This window comes from Methanolobus profundi, from assembly GCF_900114835.1.
GTDB classification, from domain to species: domain Archaea; phylum Halobacteriota; class Methanosarcinia; order Methanosarcinales; family Methanosarcinaceae; genus Methanolobus; species Methanolobus profundi.
In genome coordinates this window covers 270,803-286,482 of sequence record NZ_FOUJ01000001.1, presented here as the reverse complement: position 1 = coordinate 286,482, position 15,680 = coordinate 270,803, and the positions used below count along the sequence as shown (strand labels likewise).

General features: G+C 42.1%; 15 protein-coding genes and 2 tRNA genes. 9 read left to right on the top strand and 8 right to left on the bottom strand.

Annotated features, from left to right (window positions below):
• Window positions 1–87 precede the first annotated feature (87 nt).
• Window positions 88–1,749: a dihydroxy-acid dehydratase gene (gene ilvD, locus BM008_RS01520; RefSeq protein ID WP_091932185.1), complete on the bottom strand. Its 1,662-nt coding sequence runs from the start codon at window positions 1,747–1,749 to the stop codon at window positions 88–90.
• Window positions 1,750–2,252: 503 nt separating this feature from the next.
• On the opposite strand from ilvD, the gene BM008_RS01515 reads away from it, so the two are divergent.
• On the top strand, window positions 2,253–3,929 hold the full coding sequence (locus BM008_RS01515; RefSeq protein ID WP_091932182.1) for a radical SAM protein: 1,677 nt from the start codon (window positions 2,253–2,255) through the stop codon (window positions 3,927–3,929).
• Between the two features lie 30 nt (window positions 3,930–3,959).
• On the opposite strand, the gene BM008_RS01510 is transcribed toward BM008_RS01515, so the two are convergent.
• The 4 genes from BM008_RS01510 to BM008_RS01495 all read right to left on the bottom strand — a co-directional run bounded on the left by BM008_RS01510 (window position 3,960) and on the right by BM008_RS01495 (window position 7,167).
• The gene (locus tag BM008_RS01510) at window positions 3,960–4,982 is read right to left on the bottom strand and encodes a lysylphosphatidylglycerol synthase transmembrane domain-containing protein (RefSeq protein ID WP_091932180.1); all 1,023 of its coding nucleotides are present in this window, start codon (window positions 4,980–4,982) and stop codon (window positions 3,960–3,962) included.
• Between the two features lie 30 nt (window positions 4,983–5,012).
• A complete protein-coding gene (locus BM008_RS01505) occupies window positions 5,013–6,173 on the bottom strand; it encodes a nucleotidyltransferase family protein (protein WP_091932177.1) in 1,161 nt (386 codons plus the stop codon).
• A gap of 64 nt (window positions 6,174–6,237) precedes the next feature.
• Window positions 6,238–6,621 carry an OB-fold nucleic acid binding domain-containing protein gene (locus BM008_RS01500; protein ID WP_091932174.1) on the bottom strand — a complete coding sequence of 128 codons (384 nt, stop codon included), beginning with the start codon at window positions 6,619–6,621 and terminating at the stop codon, window positions 6,238–6,240.
• 12 nt (window positions 6,622–6,633) lie between these two features.
• Window positions 6,634–7,167 (bottom strand): FKBP-type peptidyl-prolyl cis-trans isomerase, encoded by a 534-nt coding sequence (locus tag BM008_RS01495; protein WP_245747803.1) that lies wholly within the window; start codon window positions 7,165–7,167, stop codon window positions 6,634–6,636.
• A 273-nt stretch (window positions 7,168–7,440) separates the two neighbouring features.
• On the opposite strand from BM008_RS01495, the gene BM008_RS01490 reads away from it, so the two are divergent.
• A complete protein-coding gene (locus BM008_RS01490; protein WP_091932172.1) occupies window positions 7,441–8,271 on the top strand; it encodes an archaellin/type IV pilin N-terminal domain-containing protein in 831 nt (276 codons plus the stop codon).
• Between the two features lie 162 nt (window positions 8,272–8,433).
• On the opposite strand, the gene BM008_RS01485 is transcribed toward BM008_RS01490, so the two are convergent.
• A tRNA-Ala gene (locus BM008_RS01485) sits at window positions 8,434–8,505 on the bottom strand.
• A 180-nt stretch (window positions 8,506–8,685) separates the two neighbouring features.
• On the opposite strand from BM008_RS01485, the gene BM008_RS01480 reads away from it, so the two are divergent.
• The 5 genes from BM008_RS01480 to BM008_RS01460 all read left to right on the top strand — a co-directional run bounded on the left by BM008_RS01480 (window position 8,686) and on the right by BM008_RS01460 (window position 12,056).
• Window positions 8,686–8,762, top strand: a tRNA-Ile gene (locus BM008_RS01480).
• A gap of 470 nt (window positions 8,763–9,232) precedes the next feature.
• Entirely contained in the window at window positions 9,233–9,607 is a 375-nt protein-coding gene (locus BM008_RS01475) for an MreA family transcriptional regulator (protein ID WP_091932169.1), read from the top strand.
• A 157-nt stretch (window positions 9,608–9,764) separates the two neighbouring features.
• On the top strand, window positions 9,765–11,006 hold the full coding sequence (locus tag BM008_RS01470; RefSeq protein WP_091932167.1) for a 3-isopropylmalate dehydratase large subunit: 1,242 nt from the start codon (window positions 9,765–9,767) through the stop codon (window positions 11,004–11,006).
• A gap of 37 nt (window positions 11,007–11,043) precedes the next feature.
• A complete protein-coding gene (locus tag BM008_RS01465) occupies window positions 11,044–11,247 on the top strand; it encodes a DUF8180 domain-containing protein (protein WP_091932163.1) in 204 nt (67 codons plus the stop codon).
• Window positions 11,205–12,056: a cohesin domain-containing protein gene (locus BM008_RS01460; protein WP_218146676.1), complete on the top strand. Its 852-nt coding sequence runs from the start codon at window positions 11,205–11,207 to the stop codon at window positions 12,054–12,056. Before BM008_RS01465 ends, BM008_RS01460 begins: the two co-directional genes overlap by 43 nt.
• A gap of 71 nt (window positions 12,057–12,127) precedes the next feature.
• Here BM008_RS01460 and hmgA read toward each other — a convergent pair whose 3' ends face one another.
• Window positions 12,128–13,372, bottom strand: coding sequence for a hydroxymethylglutaryl-CoA reductase (NADPH) (gene hmgA, locus BM008_RS01455; protein WP_091932157.1), 1,245 nt, complete (start codon window positions 13,370–13,372; stop codon window positions 12,128–12,130).
• A 304-nt stretch (window positions 13,373–13,676) separates the two neighbouring features.
• On the opposite strand from hmgA, the gene BM008_RS01450 reads away from it, so the two are divergent.
• Window positions 13,677–14,405 carry an RAD55 family ATPase gene (locus BM008_RS01450; protein ID WP_091932155.1) on the top strand — a complete coding sequence of 243 codons (729 nt, stop codon included), beginning with the start codon at window positions 13,677–13,679 and terminating at the stop codon, window positions 14,403–14,405.
• A gap of 44 nt (window positions 14,406–14,449) precedes the next feature.
• Here the strand turns inward: BM008_RS01450 and BM008_RS01445 are convergent, their stop codons facing one another.
• Window positions 14,450–15,139 carry a DUF5591 domain-containing protein gene (locus BM008_RS01445; protein WP_091932152.1) on the bottom strand — a complete coding sequence of 230 codons (690 nt, stop codon included), beginning with the start codon at window positions 15,137–15,139 and terminating at the stop codon, window positions 14,450–14,452.
• Between the two features lie 113 nt (window positions 15,140–15,252).
• On the opposite strand from BM008_RS01445, the gene BM008_RS01440 reads away from it, so the two are divergent.
• Window positions 15,253–15,627, top strand: a complete 375-nt coding sequence (locus tag BM008_RS01440) for a helix-turn-helix domain-containing protein (RefSeq protein ID WP_091932150.1) — start codon at window positions 15,253–15,255, stop codon at window positions 15,625–15,627.
• Window positions 15,628–15,680 lie beyond the last annotated feature (53 nt).

The window sequence follows — 15,680 nt, the reverse complement described above, 5'->3', positions numbered from 1 at the left end:
ATTAAAATAACCATCGCTTATTGCATATAAGCGATCTTAAAAAAAGAAATAGAAGAACAGGGCAGTAAAGACCTATCCTGTTCAACATTATTCGATGATGGCACCCTTGCTTGCAGAGCTTACAAATCTTCTGTACCTGGCAAGGTAACCAGTTACTTTTTTCTCAACAGGTACGAATGATCCCCTGCGCTTTTGAAGTTCCTCTTCTGATACCTTCAGGTCAAGTTTTCGTGCAGGGACATCTATCTCAATTATATCTCCTTCCTGAACGAGACCGATCGGACCGCCTTCCTGAGCTTCAGGAGAGATGTGACCGATACATGGACCACGAGTTCCACCAGAGAAACGACCATCAGTTACCAGAGCAACCTTGTCGATAAGTCCCATTCCCGCAATTGCAGAAGTAGGAGACAACATCTCACGCATACCAGGACCGCCTTTTGGACCCTCGTATCTTATCACGACAACATCACCAGCAACGATCTTCTTTGCCAGAATAGCTGCCATGGCATCCTCTTCACTATCAAATACCCTTGCAGGTCCACTGTGCTGGAGCATCTTTGGATCGACAGCTGCCTGCTTTACAACTGACCCATCCGGAGCAAGACTGCCCTTCAGTACAGCAATACCTCCTTCTTCATGAATAGGAGCTTCAAGCGTACCCATGATCTTGGCATTGAGCTTTGGATTTATGATTATAAGATCATCAAGATTCTGACCGATCGTTCTACCATTTACAGTAGCCTCATCAAGGTTCATCTTTGAACCAAGTCTGGACATTATAGCCTGAACTCCACCTGCTCTCTCGAAATCGATCATATAGTTCTCCCCACCAGGCTTCAGGGATATGAGATGAGGAGTTGTCCTGCTCAGCCTGTCAAATACATCAAGGGAGAGTTCGATATCGAATGCATGAGCAATCGCCGGGAGGTGAAGGGTCGTATTGGTACTTCCACCAATGGCCATGTCCACCATTATTGCATTCTCGAATGAGCCCATGGTGACTATACTGCGAGGATTGAGACCTTCGTTGACCATGGAAACTATGCGTTCACCAGATTCTTTTGCCATTCTTATCTTCTTAGCATCTGCTGCATGCGCTGTACCACAACCGGGAAGACTTAGCCCGAGTGCCTCGGTCATACATGCCATGGTATTTGCAGTATACATTCCGGCACATGAACCAGCGCCACTACATGAACAATCTTCAAGGATCTTCAGTTTCTCTTCAGATACTGCTTCAGATTGACATTCGCCTACACCTTCGAATACAGATATAAGATCACGAGGCTCATCATCTACATACCCAGGCATCATCGGACCTCCTGTTACAACGATGGCAGGGATATCAAGCCTCCCTGCTGCCATAAGATGACCTGGAGTGATCTTATCACATGCTGTGATCATTACCATACCGTCGAGCTGGTGCCCCTGAAGGACAAGCTCTATGGAGTCTTCGATAGCTTCACGGCTTGGAAGGGAATATTTCATGCCCTCATGGCCCATTGCTATACCATCACATATACCGATAGTATGGAATTCAAATGGCACACCACCAGCACTTCTGATACCTGCCTTTACTGCCTCTGCAACCTTGTCGAGATGAATATGACCGGGAATGAGTTCATTCCTGGAGTTCACAACTGCTATGAACGGTTTTTTCATTTCGGAATCTGTTACGCCGGTTGCCTTCAAAAGTGAACGATGTGGTGCACGTTCGAGTCCTTTCTTGGTCTTGTCACTTCTCATTAGAAAACCTCGTTTACTGCTATACTTAAGCTACTATACGTAATAGAGAAAGTGGTATATAATAAGTATGTGCTGTCGTGCAATTACAAAAACATGAGCAACAATATTGACAGAGCCCTTTCGTGAACATAAACAACATAACAACCATACACCTGTACATAATTAGTAATACTACGCCATAACTACACCACAACACAATTTCATGCAATATCATACGTATGAAAACGTATGCAATCATACGAATCAGATACGTAGCACAACCATCACCCACCAGATTAAATAACGCATAGTACATTCCTTTTAACATCACACACCCGATAGATACCAAAATAATGCTAATGGGTTTCTATTAAATGCTGACAAGATACACACATAAATATCTGCAAACCAGCAAAAGAAAAACAGCATCAACAAAAATTGCACATAAATATACAATAAATAATAACTATAAAATAATAGCTATAATTAGAGATAGATATTTTAATATATACTACACACAGACCATGAGAGCAATAATAATTGACGGATATGTGGACGAACCTGCATGTTTCGGAGTTCCGCCCTATATATCCCCATATATCAGATACATTGCAGGAGCTTTAAGGGAAAGAGGACTGCAGGAAAAGGACATATCCTATTCAACTATCGATGAGATCCGCATAGACCCTACAAAGGTCTCAGAGATCATAAAAAAAGCAGATATCACGATAATAATTGCAGGCATGACAGTCCCTGGAAAATACCTGCGTTCAACACCAATAAGCCTCGGAGAGATAGAGAGCATTTTCAATGCATCCAACGGAACTAACATACTGGGCGGACCGATCAGGCTGGGTTTCTCAATGGAAGGAGGGAAAAAAGCAGAAAGCAGCCTGCTGGATAACACGAATGCGATCATCTGCAAGAAGGATATTGAAGCATTCGTCTTTGATATGCTTGCTGAACACACATCAGACCTGGAAGATATCGAGCACAGATCCAGATCGGTCGAAGAGATAGGAAGATGGGCAGTAAAAGGTGCCTTCATTATCGAGCAACATTCAGACTATCCCAATGTCATGTGCGAGCTTGAGACATACAGAGGATGCGGACGTGACAGACATTGCTCATTCTGTACAGAACCATCTTATGGAAGCTCAGATTATCGGCCGATAGAAGACGTAATATTAGAAGTTTCCAGCCTGTATGGAAGAGGAGCCAGAAACTTCAGGATCGGCAGGCAACCGGATATACTCAGCTACCATGCAAAGGACACAGGAGGCAATATACCAGAACCGGACCCCCTTGCTATCCTGAATCTCTACAAAGGGATAAGGAACGTAGCACCGGAACTAAAAGTGCTGCACATGGATAATGCAAACCCAGGAACCATAGCCACATATCCCGAACCCTGTAAGGACATACTGAAGACGATCGTAAAATATCATACACCAGGAGATGTAGCTGCCCTTGGAATGGAAAGTGCAGACCCTAACGTTGTTAAGGCAAATAACCTGAAGGCAATGCCAGATGATGTATTTGAAGCTATCAGAATAATAAATGAGATAGGAAGAAGCAGAGGTAACAATGGTATGCCTGAACTTCTCCCGGGACTCAATATAGTACATGGACTAATAGGAGAATCTAAAAAGACATTCGATTTGAACTATGATTTCCTAAAAAGCATCCTTGACTCAGACCTCTTGCTACGCAGGATCAATATAAGGCAGGTAATGGCATTCCCGGATACTCCAATGTACGGGAATGATGAACTTGTAGGAAAGCACAAGAAGATATTCCTCAAATACAAAGAAAAGATAAGGAAGGATATAGACCTCCCAATGCTCCAGAAAGTAGTACCTGTTGGAACAATACTAAAGGACGTAATATGCGAGGTCAATGATGGAAAGATGTGCTTTGGAAGACAACTGGGATCATATCCACTATTGATAGGAATTCCTGCAAATATGCCACTTAACACATTTACAGATGTTACTGTAACACGCCATGGACACAGGTCAGTAACTGGGATCCCATATCCCCTTAACATCAATACAGCACCCATTCAATTCATACAGGAATTACCCGGAATTGGAAAGAAGCAGGCAGTCAAAATACACCAGAACATACCATTCTCGGACAAAGAGGATATTGTAAAAAGGACTGGCAATGAAGAGATTCTTCCATACATAAGCCTTTGATGAATTGATTGATCAGTATGACCATTCAATTCAAGTATTTTTTATGAAATCTGCATCTTTCAGTATCTTGAAACTGACGAATCCACCAACAAGGAGATTCATATAGAAAGTGAATGCCCGCCAGGCAATAACTGCTATACCAAGAACAGACGATGCAACGAATAAGGAGAATACAGTGGTCCCAGCAAATTCAGCAATACCGCTTGCCCCAGGAGTTGCCGGTATTACAATAAGGATCATCAGGATCACCTGTGCCGCAAAGACGATTATTGGATCTGGATGCTGGTTCAACCCAACCAGTATCACATATAGCATTGAGAAATCTACGAACCAGAATGCAAGTGTGTGGAATATACCATATGAAAGACCCTTTCTACCCTCATTCATCAATACTGAGATACTATCATGAAAATGCTCAAGTTCTGAGTCAACCCTGTCAATGACCTTCTCAAGAGCTGCGTCTGTCTTTTTTCCTAATAAGGGAGCCACCCTTCGCACAAAGAAATATACTACCTTTTTTGTTGGATCTGGCCTCCATAGAGCATACAAAATAAGAAAAAGTATGAAAATCAATCCTGCTTCTGCAAACAAGAACATCGCATCAAAAACAGGATCATTGAGAACACCGCGTATGATGTAGATAGATATCGGAGCCAGTGCCAGTATGAGGATACCATCAAGTACCCTTTCTCCAAGAACTACGGCAGTTGCCTTACCCAGCGGCATCTTCTCCCCATAGAGCAAATGGATCCTAAGTGGCTCACCACCAAGAGATGAAGGAGTTATTGAGGCAGCCAGTGTACCAGAGGTCACGATCTCAATGGAACGCATATAACCTATATCATAACCAAGAGCTTTACAAAGAGAATGCGTCCGCATACCCCATATAACATATGTGAGAGAATGAATTATGGCAGCAGCAATTAAATATTCTGTTTTGAGCTCCATCAAAGCAGACAGAGTATCCGAGTCAAAAGTAAAAAGGACAACTATCAACCCGGAGATCAGGCTGATAAGTAAAGATACAATTATCCACTTTTTGATCTTGTTCATAGACCCAACCTTGTATAATCAAGGTTTGCATCACATATAAGATTCATTCAGAATATCTTCTTTGACACGTGTGCTGGAGGGTATAGATATCTCCGGCCACACCTTTACATTGGAGTGGACAGTTACATCATGATCGATCACGACATCAGGTCCAATTACAGTGCCATTCTCAAGACTACAGTTACTACCCACAGTAGTACCATTGTCGATCACAGACCCAGATACATTTGAGTTCTTCCCTATGACAACACCATTGAACAGATAAGAGGAAAGGATCCTTGAATCATTATGTATCACACAGTTGGAACCAATTGTTGTATATGGACCGATCAGGACATTATCACCGATCGTAGTATTCTCACCTATTACGATAGGACCTACAATAGCTGAATTAGAACCTACCGATACATTGTGCCCAAGAGCCACAGGTCCTTTAATACGGGCATCCTTGGTCTTGAAATGACCTTCGATAGTAGTACCGGGCAAAGCTTCAAGCATCCAGCGCTGAGCCTGTCTGTAAGCCTGAGGGCTACCTACATCGGTCCATCTCCCTCTTGCAAGTATACCATTTATTATCCGTTTCCTGGCAAGGATATCCGGGAAAAGGTCCTTTGCAAAATCATACTTTGTATTCTCAGGGATCCAGTCGAATATCTCCGGATCACAAACATATATACCAGTACTGGCAAGATTACTGAAGATCTCACCCGGACCTGGCTTCTCTAAAAAGCGGCGTATCCTGTTATTTACATCCATATCAGCAATACCGAACTCACGAGGATCATCAATTGATAACAACCCTATAGTGACAAGGGCATCCGTACTTTCATGGAACCTGTGCATCTCCCTGAGATTCAGGTTCAATACATGATCACCACCAAGCACTATGAAAGGCTCATCGCGCAGATACTTCTCAGCATTCTTGACACCACCTGCCGTACCAAGTTTGTCCTTCTCATAAACATAATCGATATGAACACCAAATATACGTCCGTCACCCAGTTGTTCTTCGATCTTATCAGCCATATACCCCAGAGTGATAACAATATCAGTAAAACCTTCTTTTGCAAGATGCTCTATCAGATGAACCACAGAAGGCTTGTTCAAAATAGGAATACTTGGTTTTGGTCTGGCAAATGTCAATGGACGCAGCCGAGTCCCCTCTCCGCCGCACATGATACAGGCTTTCATATTCTAGTATGAGGTCATTTTTTGCATATATCTTTACCGACACATCAATTATTTTTGAGATACATCAGGAAAGAACAACAACATCTTCACCAGCCATTACCACTACCTCAAGTTCTCCCCCATATTCCTGCACAGAACCCCTCACAGACACAAGATCCCCCTCGACCAGCCTTGAATCTACATCATCTGCACCATTATTCGAAGGGATAAAAACCGATACAACACCAGGACCATAGTCAACATCCAGCAGAAGGTGACCGCCTGTATAAGTAAAGTGTTTTGAGAATACCTCACCCTCAAATTGCACAATATCACCAGGAAGAGAAGAAGAACTGAATGACATCACATCTCCTTCACTCTCTCCTGAGAAAAATGTTACATATGCTATTGCCAATGACAGCAAAGCCATGCACATAAGGATCACAACGATCTTTTCTTCTTTTTCCATGTGCAGACCAATTCAGGCTTTTTCTATAGCTACCAGTTCAATATCAAAGATCAGGGGCTTTCCAGCAAGATCATGGTTACAATCGATCGTCACGTTCACATCAGATATATTGACAATGGTCCCCACCTGGCCCTGATATGTGACTTTCTGGCCGATCACAGGAGTAATATTTACAGACTGGAAATCATCGACTGGCAAAGGAATCAGAAGCTCAGGACAATAAGCACCGTATGCTTCTTCCGGAGGAATGGTAACTGTTTTCTTATCACCGATCTCCATACCCATTACAGCATCATCAAAACCCTGTATCATCTGACCGGCACCAGCTATGAAGGACAAAGGTTCATAGGTCCGATAAGGATTGTAAACATCTTCTGCTTTTGCGACCTCTTCAATAGAAGTATCGAACACAGTTCCATCTTCCAGACTGCCAGTATAATTCACTGAGACATAGTCCCCTGCCTCTACCTTTTGGGAGGTATCGGAATCGGTACAACCACTTACAAGCAGAGAGAAGAGCAATATAAGGAATAATATCCGTTTCACATGATCACCATTCATTTCTTTAATACACTTCATAATTGCTACACATCAGAAGAACATAATCACGAATTATGACAATAATTCAGAGTGTCACTTCAAGATATATAAGAGTAATGAAAAGATGAAGTAACGATCACATCACTATTTTCATTCACAATTAAGAAAAATTCATACATACTATTTCAAGTCTATGCAAAATTATATATAATATATAAATATAGTACATAAATGTGCAATTGTTACTACAACATGACTAATGATCACTGGTGATAATTTATGTATATCCTTGATATTAATAAAAAACATTTACCCGACACTAAAGCCCAGATAGGTATCGGTACTCTTATAATATTTATTGCAATGGTACTGGTAGCTGCCGTTGCTGCTGCTGTTTTGATCCAAACGTCCGGAGTTCTTCAACAGGAAGCTCAGGCAACTGGAAAACAAGCGACAAAAGAAGTTTCATCCAATCTTATGGTCCATAAAATAGAAGGATACAGAGCAAAGAACAGCAGCACAGACATGGCAACAACCCTTGATCTCATAAAAATAACAATGGGATTGAATGCTGCAAGTGAGCCCGTTGACCTTAAAGAGGTTGTAATAAGTATCACAGATGGATACAGGACAAACAATCTGGTATACGCAGGAAATACAAATAGCAGAGCACCAAGTCCGGAATTTGAAGGGAACATGTCAGGGATTAGTACCACTAATGCAACAGCAAACCTGGAAAAGCTCCTTACAGAAACCTCAACATTGGGTGATGCAGAAATAAATGTAACCTATGTAAATTCACAAGTATACTTCACAGTAGACAACATAAGGGACGAAGATGATTCCTTTTCACAGATACATCCAGTGCTTACCACAGGGGATCTTGTTGTGGTCTATGTATCAACGGCATCCCAATCATCTGTAAATACAGGATATACGACCTTAAGATCAATAAATGTTTCGTCTACGCTGAGATCTTCAGGACTTAACCTTGAGCCCAGAGCTACAGTGAACATGGTCTTAACACCAGAAGCTGGAGCATCAGCAAATGCAGATTTCATACTTCCTACAACATACGGAAGCAATGAAATGGTCCAATTGTACCCATAATTGAGCGAAGAAGACCAGGCATCAGTGATCACTTACCTTTTTTTATTTACTTATTTTCAAGCAGGTCCCAAGAAAAACATAGGCAGCGCCCTGTAAGAAGAGAAATATACACACACGATAGCAAAGTCACTACAATGCTGCAGATCTAAGAAAAAAGATGAGTGGACTGGTCGGGAATTGAACCCGAGGCCTCTACCATGCCAAGGTAGCGATCTTCCCCTGATCTACCAGCCCAGAATATCAAGCCATACAGAACATTATCCAACATAAACCTATCGCTGCAAACCTGTAGCTAAAATTAACATTTTGAAAAAATTATGCGCAGACCCCATTTCCGAGCGAAACCTTAAAGTATCTGCATGCGTATTTGGAGTGTCGCGTGATGAAGAGCATCATGCGAGACACACGCAATGTGGGCCCGTAGCTTAGCTAGGTGGAGCGCACGGCTGATAACCGTGAGGTCCTGAGTTCGAATCTCAGCGGGCCCACCATTCATCTATTTTTCACATATATTATCAATATCTATTAATTATCATTATTGCTACGATTTGAATGTACAATATTAATGATTGTTAATTTTACTTTTGCTATTCCAAACGCATTATTCCATTTCAAATGAAGACTGTATTGAAACGGGAACATTTTCAATGCCCGAATATGCCCTAGGTAATACATTACATCACTTTTTCAGGACAAGACATGGGCTTTCCGTAAAGATCAGTAGATAATATATTATAAAAAATAGATGTTATGGACTTACTATTTTAATATAAAGAATATTAATATATAATAAATTACTATAATAGTAATTAGTAGTCATTACAATGATCAAGGATATACACAAAGGAGAGACTCCGCATCAAGAGCACACTTTTGATGAAAAGCTCCCCCCTTTTTGATCAAATATCCTGAAAACACGAGATCAAAACGATATTAATTACATATTATCTGGTGATTTTATATGAGAGAGAAAAAACCTAGTGGCATGAGTGAAAAAGAGTATGAGATAGTAGAGCTGTTAAGGAAATTAGATATTAACAGACCTGTGGCCTTAACTCTCGCCTGCCTCTCATGCGGAGATGAGATTACTTCCCGCGAGATCGAAAAGAACTCGAACCTGAGGCAACCTGAGGTCAGTATCGCAATGAGATACCTTAAAGACAACAACTGGGTAGACATAAGGGAAGAAAAAAAGACCGAAGGTAAAGGAAGACCTGTCAAACTCTACAAGCTCGTAACTCCGCTGGATGAGATCGTCCAGAGCATCGAGCAGAGGATCCTTCTGGAAAGCAGTTATATTCTCAATAATATTGAGAAACTCAAGAGACTGGCATAATTCATTTCTATCTGCTGCCTTTGTGCAGCAAAAAACCTTTTTTACAGGGAACTTTATAACATCCCTTATGAGCGATCATCCCTATCGAAGATTTTAAGTTAAAAAGGGATATTTAACAACCCCGATCCTTATTACATTAATTAATGGAGTTAATCTTTTGAGCACTATAAGCGAGAAAATATTCAGCCGTGCTTCAGGAAAAGAAGCTAAGGCGAATGATTTTGTAATAGCTGATGTTGATTTTGCAATGGCACATGATGGTACAAGCGTCCTTGCCGTGAACGCATTCAGGGAAATGGAAGAAGAGAAAGTATGGAACCCTGAAAGGATAATCATACCATTCGATCACCTGACACCAGCAAATACGGATACTACAGCCGGACTACAGCAGGAGATCAGAGGATGGATCAAAGACCAGGGCATCAAGAACTTCTACGATGTCGGTGAAGGTATCTGCCATCAACTGCTCCCGGAGAACGGATTTGCATTACCCGGAAAGCTCATTGTAGGAGCGGATTCACATTCATGCACCTATGGTGCTTTCGGAGCATTTGGTACAGGAGTAGGAGCCACAGATATGGCTGAGATATTCTCATCAGGAAAGCTATGGTTCAAAGTTCCTGAAAGTATCAAAATAACAGCTGAAGGAAAACTGAATAATGGAGTCTATGCCAAGGACCTTATTCTCAAGATAATCGGAACACTTGGAGTTGCCGGTGCAACATACAAGGCTGCTGAGTTCTATGGAAGTACCATCGAGGCACTTTCTATGTCAGGAAGGATGACACTCAGTAATATGGCGATCGAGATGGGAGGGAAGGCAGGAATAGTCCCACCGGATAAGACAACATTCGACTTCCTTGAGAATATTGCAAGCGAAGAATATGAACCAGTATATGCTGATGAGGATGCAGTATATTCCAAAGAATATGATTTCGATGCAACTGAACTTGAACCACAGATAGCCATCCCACATCAGGTAGATAATGTGCAGGACATATCCGAGATCAAACCTACAAAGCTTGACCAGGCTTTCATAGGTACATGCACCAATGGACGACTTGAGGACCTGGAAGTAGCTGCATCTATCCTCAAAGGAGAGAAGGTTGCCATCAGGACAATAGTGGTTCCGGCATCCCGTAACGTCCTTGTTGAAGCTGTCAGAAAAGGCATCATTGAAACCCTACTTGATGCAGGTGTTGTGGTCGGTCCACCAGGATGCGGACCATGCCTCGGAGGACACATGGGAGTTATCGGCAAGGGAGAGACATGCATTTCAACAGCTAACCGTAACTTCAAAGGAAGAATGGGAACTGGCGGACTTATATATTTGTCATCACCTGCAACCGCAGCAGCCTCTGCCCTCACAGGCGAGATCACAGATCCACGTGAGATATAAATGCAAATAGAACAGAATATATGTGGAGCTTATTAGCATGGAACTCGATAAACCAAAACTTGAACATCTTATCGGCCACTGGATAGAACACAACGATAGCCACAGCACAAGTTTCACCGACTGGGCCGAAAAAATAGAAGCTGCAGGCTATGAAGATATTGCCAAAGATATCAGGATGGCAGCAGCAAAGATGGACGAGTGTTCCGTGCTTTTGGAAAAGGCCAGGGTCAAACTGGAATAGGACTGATGATATCTGTGGATGCGCCAGTGTCAAGGATAGCAACATATACAATGCTTATTGCATTGTGTCTTCTCCTCCTCCCCGGAATCGCAAATGCTTCCGCAAGCGTGAGCATAGTACCATCTTCGCAAACGGTGGGAACGGGAGAAGACATCATTATGGAAGTTCATGTCAAACCAGATACACCCGTTGCTGCTCTGCAGTTCGATCTGGAATATGATAACACACTGATCACTATCAACAGCATCGAAGAGGGGGACTTCTTTGCAAATAGTGGTTCTGCAGTGATGTTCAACCCAGGCATCATTGATGAACAGGAGGGCACTGTTTCAATGATCTACAGCTCCATAATAATGGGAGATACCGTTTCAGATGAAGGTGTCTTTTGCACCATTCAACTGACAACAGAATATAACTATGGACCCTGCGAGCTCAGATTAACAAACGTAGTTCTCGGTGATGAGAATGGACAGGAAGTACCGGCAGTTACATTCGACTCCATCATCAGTATCGCTGAAAACACAGAAGATACAGAAAGGAATGACAATGATGAGAGAGAAACTGATCTCAACATCATCCCGGCCAACGATGAAGGAACTGAAACAGCACAAGATGAACAACAACAAAGTATCCAGGACAATGAAGAGGATAGATTTGCAAGTACTGAAGATACTGGTGAGACAGGCAGTGCGGTATCAGCCGAAGCAGACAGTCCTGAATTCGAGAATACCGGAACATCAAACTGGACAGTAATTATCTTTGCTGCAGTAGCGTTCTTTGCAGTTGCGTACTTCCTTGACAGGAAATAAAAAATAATAAACAAAAAGACAAAGGGTAAACACCCTTTGTATCAATGATCTTTCAATATCCTTTTTTTACATTACCTTCCAAGTTCTGCATGGGCCTTAGCAAGATGACCAGCGGCCTGTGCACCGATCAGAGATATCTCGCCGGCCAGCACGGCAGAAGCGATTATTTCTGCAAGCTTCTTTGCATTGGAACCAGGCGGAGCACCGGATCCACTTACACCAAGCAACCTTAGACAATCACGCTGCGGTCCCAGGTTCGTTCCACCACCTACAGTGCCTATGGCCATGGATGGAAGAGTTACAGAACAATATACATCACCATATTGTGTAAGCTCCATAGTAGTGATGGCACTACTACCCTCTACCACATGAGCAGGGTCCTGTCCACAGGCAATATACATTGCAGCTATGATGTTTGCAGCATGTGCATTATACCCAAGTGATCCAGCCCTTGCAGAACCAAGCATGTTCTTTCTATAGTTCACTTCTACCATAGTCTCTGGCTTACATTTGAGACGTTCTTCCACAAGTTCAGCAGGAATAGTAACATCTGCAATTGTCGTTTTACCCCTGCCAAGTATATTATTGATGGCTGCTGGTTTCTTATCCGTGCACATATTACCTGAAAGGGACACAGGGATCGCACCGAACTCATCCTGTACAAGGCTTAGAACAGCATCTGTGGCAATTGTGACCATGTTCATTCCCATGGCATCTTTAGTATTGTATGAAAATCGTGCATACACTGTATTACCGGTAACGAATGCCTTCACATCAACCAGTTCACCAAAGCGAGTGGTCTCTGCAGCCTTGGCCTTCATACGTGAAAGAACAGACGGATCATTAAGCCAGTCATAGAACTCTTTTGCCCTTATCACATTCTCCAGCCTGAATACAGGAGCTCTTGTCATAACATCCTGGAATATCCTGACATTAGCACCACCTGAACGGGTGATTACCGAGCATCCTCTGTTCACACTGGCAACAAGAGCACCTTCCGTGGTAGCTAATGGTAACTGGAACAGATCATCTGCAAACTCGCCATTGACCTTAAGAGGACCAGCCACACCAAGAGGGATCTGGATAACACCTATCATATTCTCGATGTTCTTCTTTGTCGCATTCTCAACATCTATGGAATAATTCTGTATATGATCAAAATTGAACTCCAGGCCCTCTTCAAGGGCTAATCTTCTTATCATGACAGCAGTGTCCTTATCGGTCAGGCTGTCAAGCTTATGAAATGAGATACTACCAGATACGACGCCATCCAGCAGCTCTTTCTTTTCCCTGTTCAGATCATTTCTTGATGTCATTATTATCTCCCTTGTATCAACAAAAAGCAAAAGGTATCTTGTATCTTTTTTTATAAGTAAGGACTTGGTCACTATGATACAAATAGTTCACGCCCAATTGCTTTTTAGGATTCCCGTGGCCGCATAATGAAGCTAACAAAATTAAATACGTGATTTTTTATATTAGGATGACATAATAAACAATATTCGAAAAGATACAGATGGTAATTATCATATACTTTTCAATAGAATACATAATTATAGCTGTATGATCAAGAAGTTTGGGATATATTTTGAACTTTAGATATCAACAGGTGGTTTATATATGACAGATGCTGACCCATCAGAGAGAGTGAATTCCGGTATACCCGGGCTGGACGAGATGTTGCGTGGAGGATTCTTCAAAGGAACTGCAAATGTCGTATCAGGAAAATCTGGTACAGGTAAAACTATATTCGGGACGCAGTTCATTGCTGAGGGAGCCAAGAAGGGTGAAAAAGTGATGTGCATTATCACCTCAGAGGAATCAAAATCGATCGTAAGGGAGATGAAAACTTCTTTTGATCTGAATCTGGAAGAATACGTTGACCAGGGACTCCTCACTTTTGTAGATATAACAGATCCAAGCCTTCGACTTCAGAAAAGTGTTGAGATCGCACCATCAGAGCTCATAAAGAGCTTCAAGAAGCTGGTCGAGAGCAAGATAGAGGACATACAACCAACACGCATATTCATTGACTCAGTGGAAGCTCTTTTCCTGGCCATTGAGTCAAACTACAAGTTAAGGACACTCATTGATGATGTTTTCAGTGTGTTCCGTAAACATGATGTTACATCCGTGATAACTGTAGGTGCAATGTTCGGGCTGGACGAGATGGTAGAATATGGTGCAGACTCAGTTATAAAACTTGATCGTATAATTGCAGGTAACAACCTTCAACGCTCTATATACATCATGAAGATGAGAGGATCAGGCACGATCAATGAGGTCAGAGTACTCAATATCTCAGACAATGGTATGTCTGTACTCGCGCAATCCCCATATCTAGATTAAATAGTGGCATCAAAAGCCACTAGTATTACTTTTTCATACTATTCTTAAAACAGATACCAATCATTATCATTGGTATGCTTTTCCGGACCACTTTCATCTGTGACGGTCTTTTGAACATCTTCCCCCAGAGCTAGAGCAATAGCATCAGAAAGATCCTGAAGGTAACTTGCCTGATTAAGACTCCCATAGATGAACTTCTTTCCTGGTTGCATATGTGAACTAATGGTCTCCTCCCAAGGGACAATAGTAACATCGACACCTGACATCTCAACAGCCATTTCCATAGCTTTTCTGAAGTCTCCAATGCAATATGCTACACGATGTTCATAAGTATCCTGTGTCTTCATAAGATACTCCGACAGACGCTGGCTTTCCATTTTTATGAAATCACGTTTTACTTTTGCCACATTACACTTACCAAGCATGAACTGATAGTCCATAAAAGGATACTCAGTGTCAAGCTCCCTGGGAGTTATGCCACATGTACCAAATACAACAACATGCACCTGCTCAGGTTCAAGCATACCAAATATGACCTTGTCGAATATCTTGTGTGAAGGACTTTCATGATAGGGTTTTTTCTTTGCACAGGGGACAAATATACAGAGTTTTCTCTCAGGTGGCTCATACTCAGTAAGAACCCACTCATTGGCGCGGATCATATCAGGATGATAGATAACCTCATCCGTGTCCAGTGGAAGACTGGAACGCTCATCTTCAGGTATTATTGTCAAGGAAAAGGAGATTCTGGCAAACTATATATATAATTGACGCAATCTTTAATCGGTTTTGTGCAAATTATACAACAAAGCCGGAAAGATCATTCTGTGAACTACGAGGAGAAAATATGGCAAGTTCTATACCTGAAATGCTGAGAGCAGACTGTAAATGCGAAGATATGGCAAAATGCGTGCTTGGTCTGAAAGAACTTGACATCAATACATACAAGACACTTCTGGAGCATGGCGCCATGACCGCAGAAAGACTTGGAGAGCTCCTTGGACGCGAAAGAAGTACAGCATATCGTTCATTACAGAATCTCATATCCGCAGGCCTGGTGTATAGAGAAACAAGATCAATATCCATAGGCGGCTATTATTATGAATATGTGGCTATCGAACCGGTAATGGTCAAAGAAATGATAAGGAAGACCATCGACCAATGGTACCACAAGATGAATGACCTTATCGAGAACTTCGACAAGGAACTCCTTGCACAATAACACCTTTTTCTCTGATAACAGATCTGCATGACATGCAACAAGCATAGCTTCTC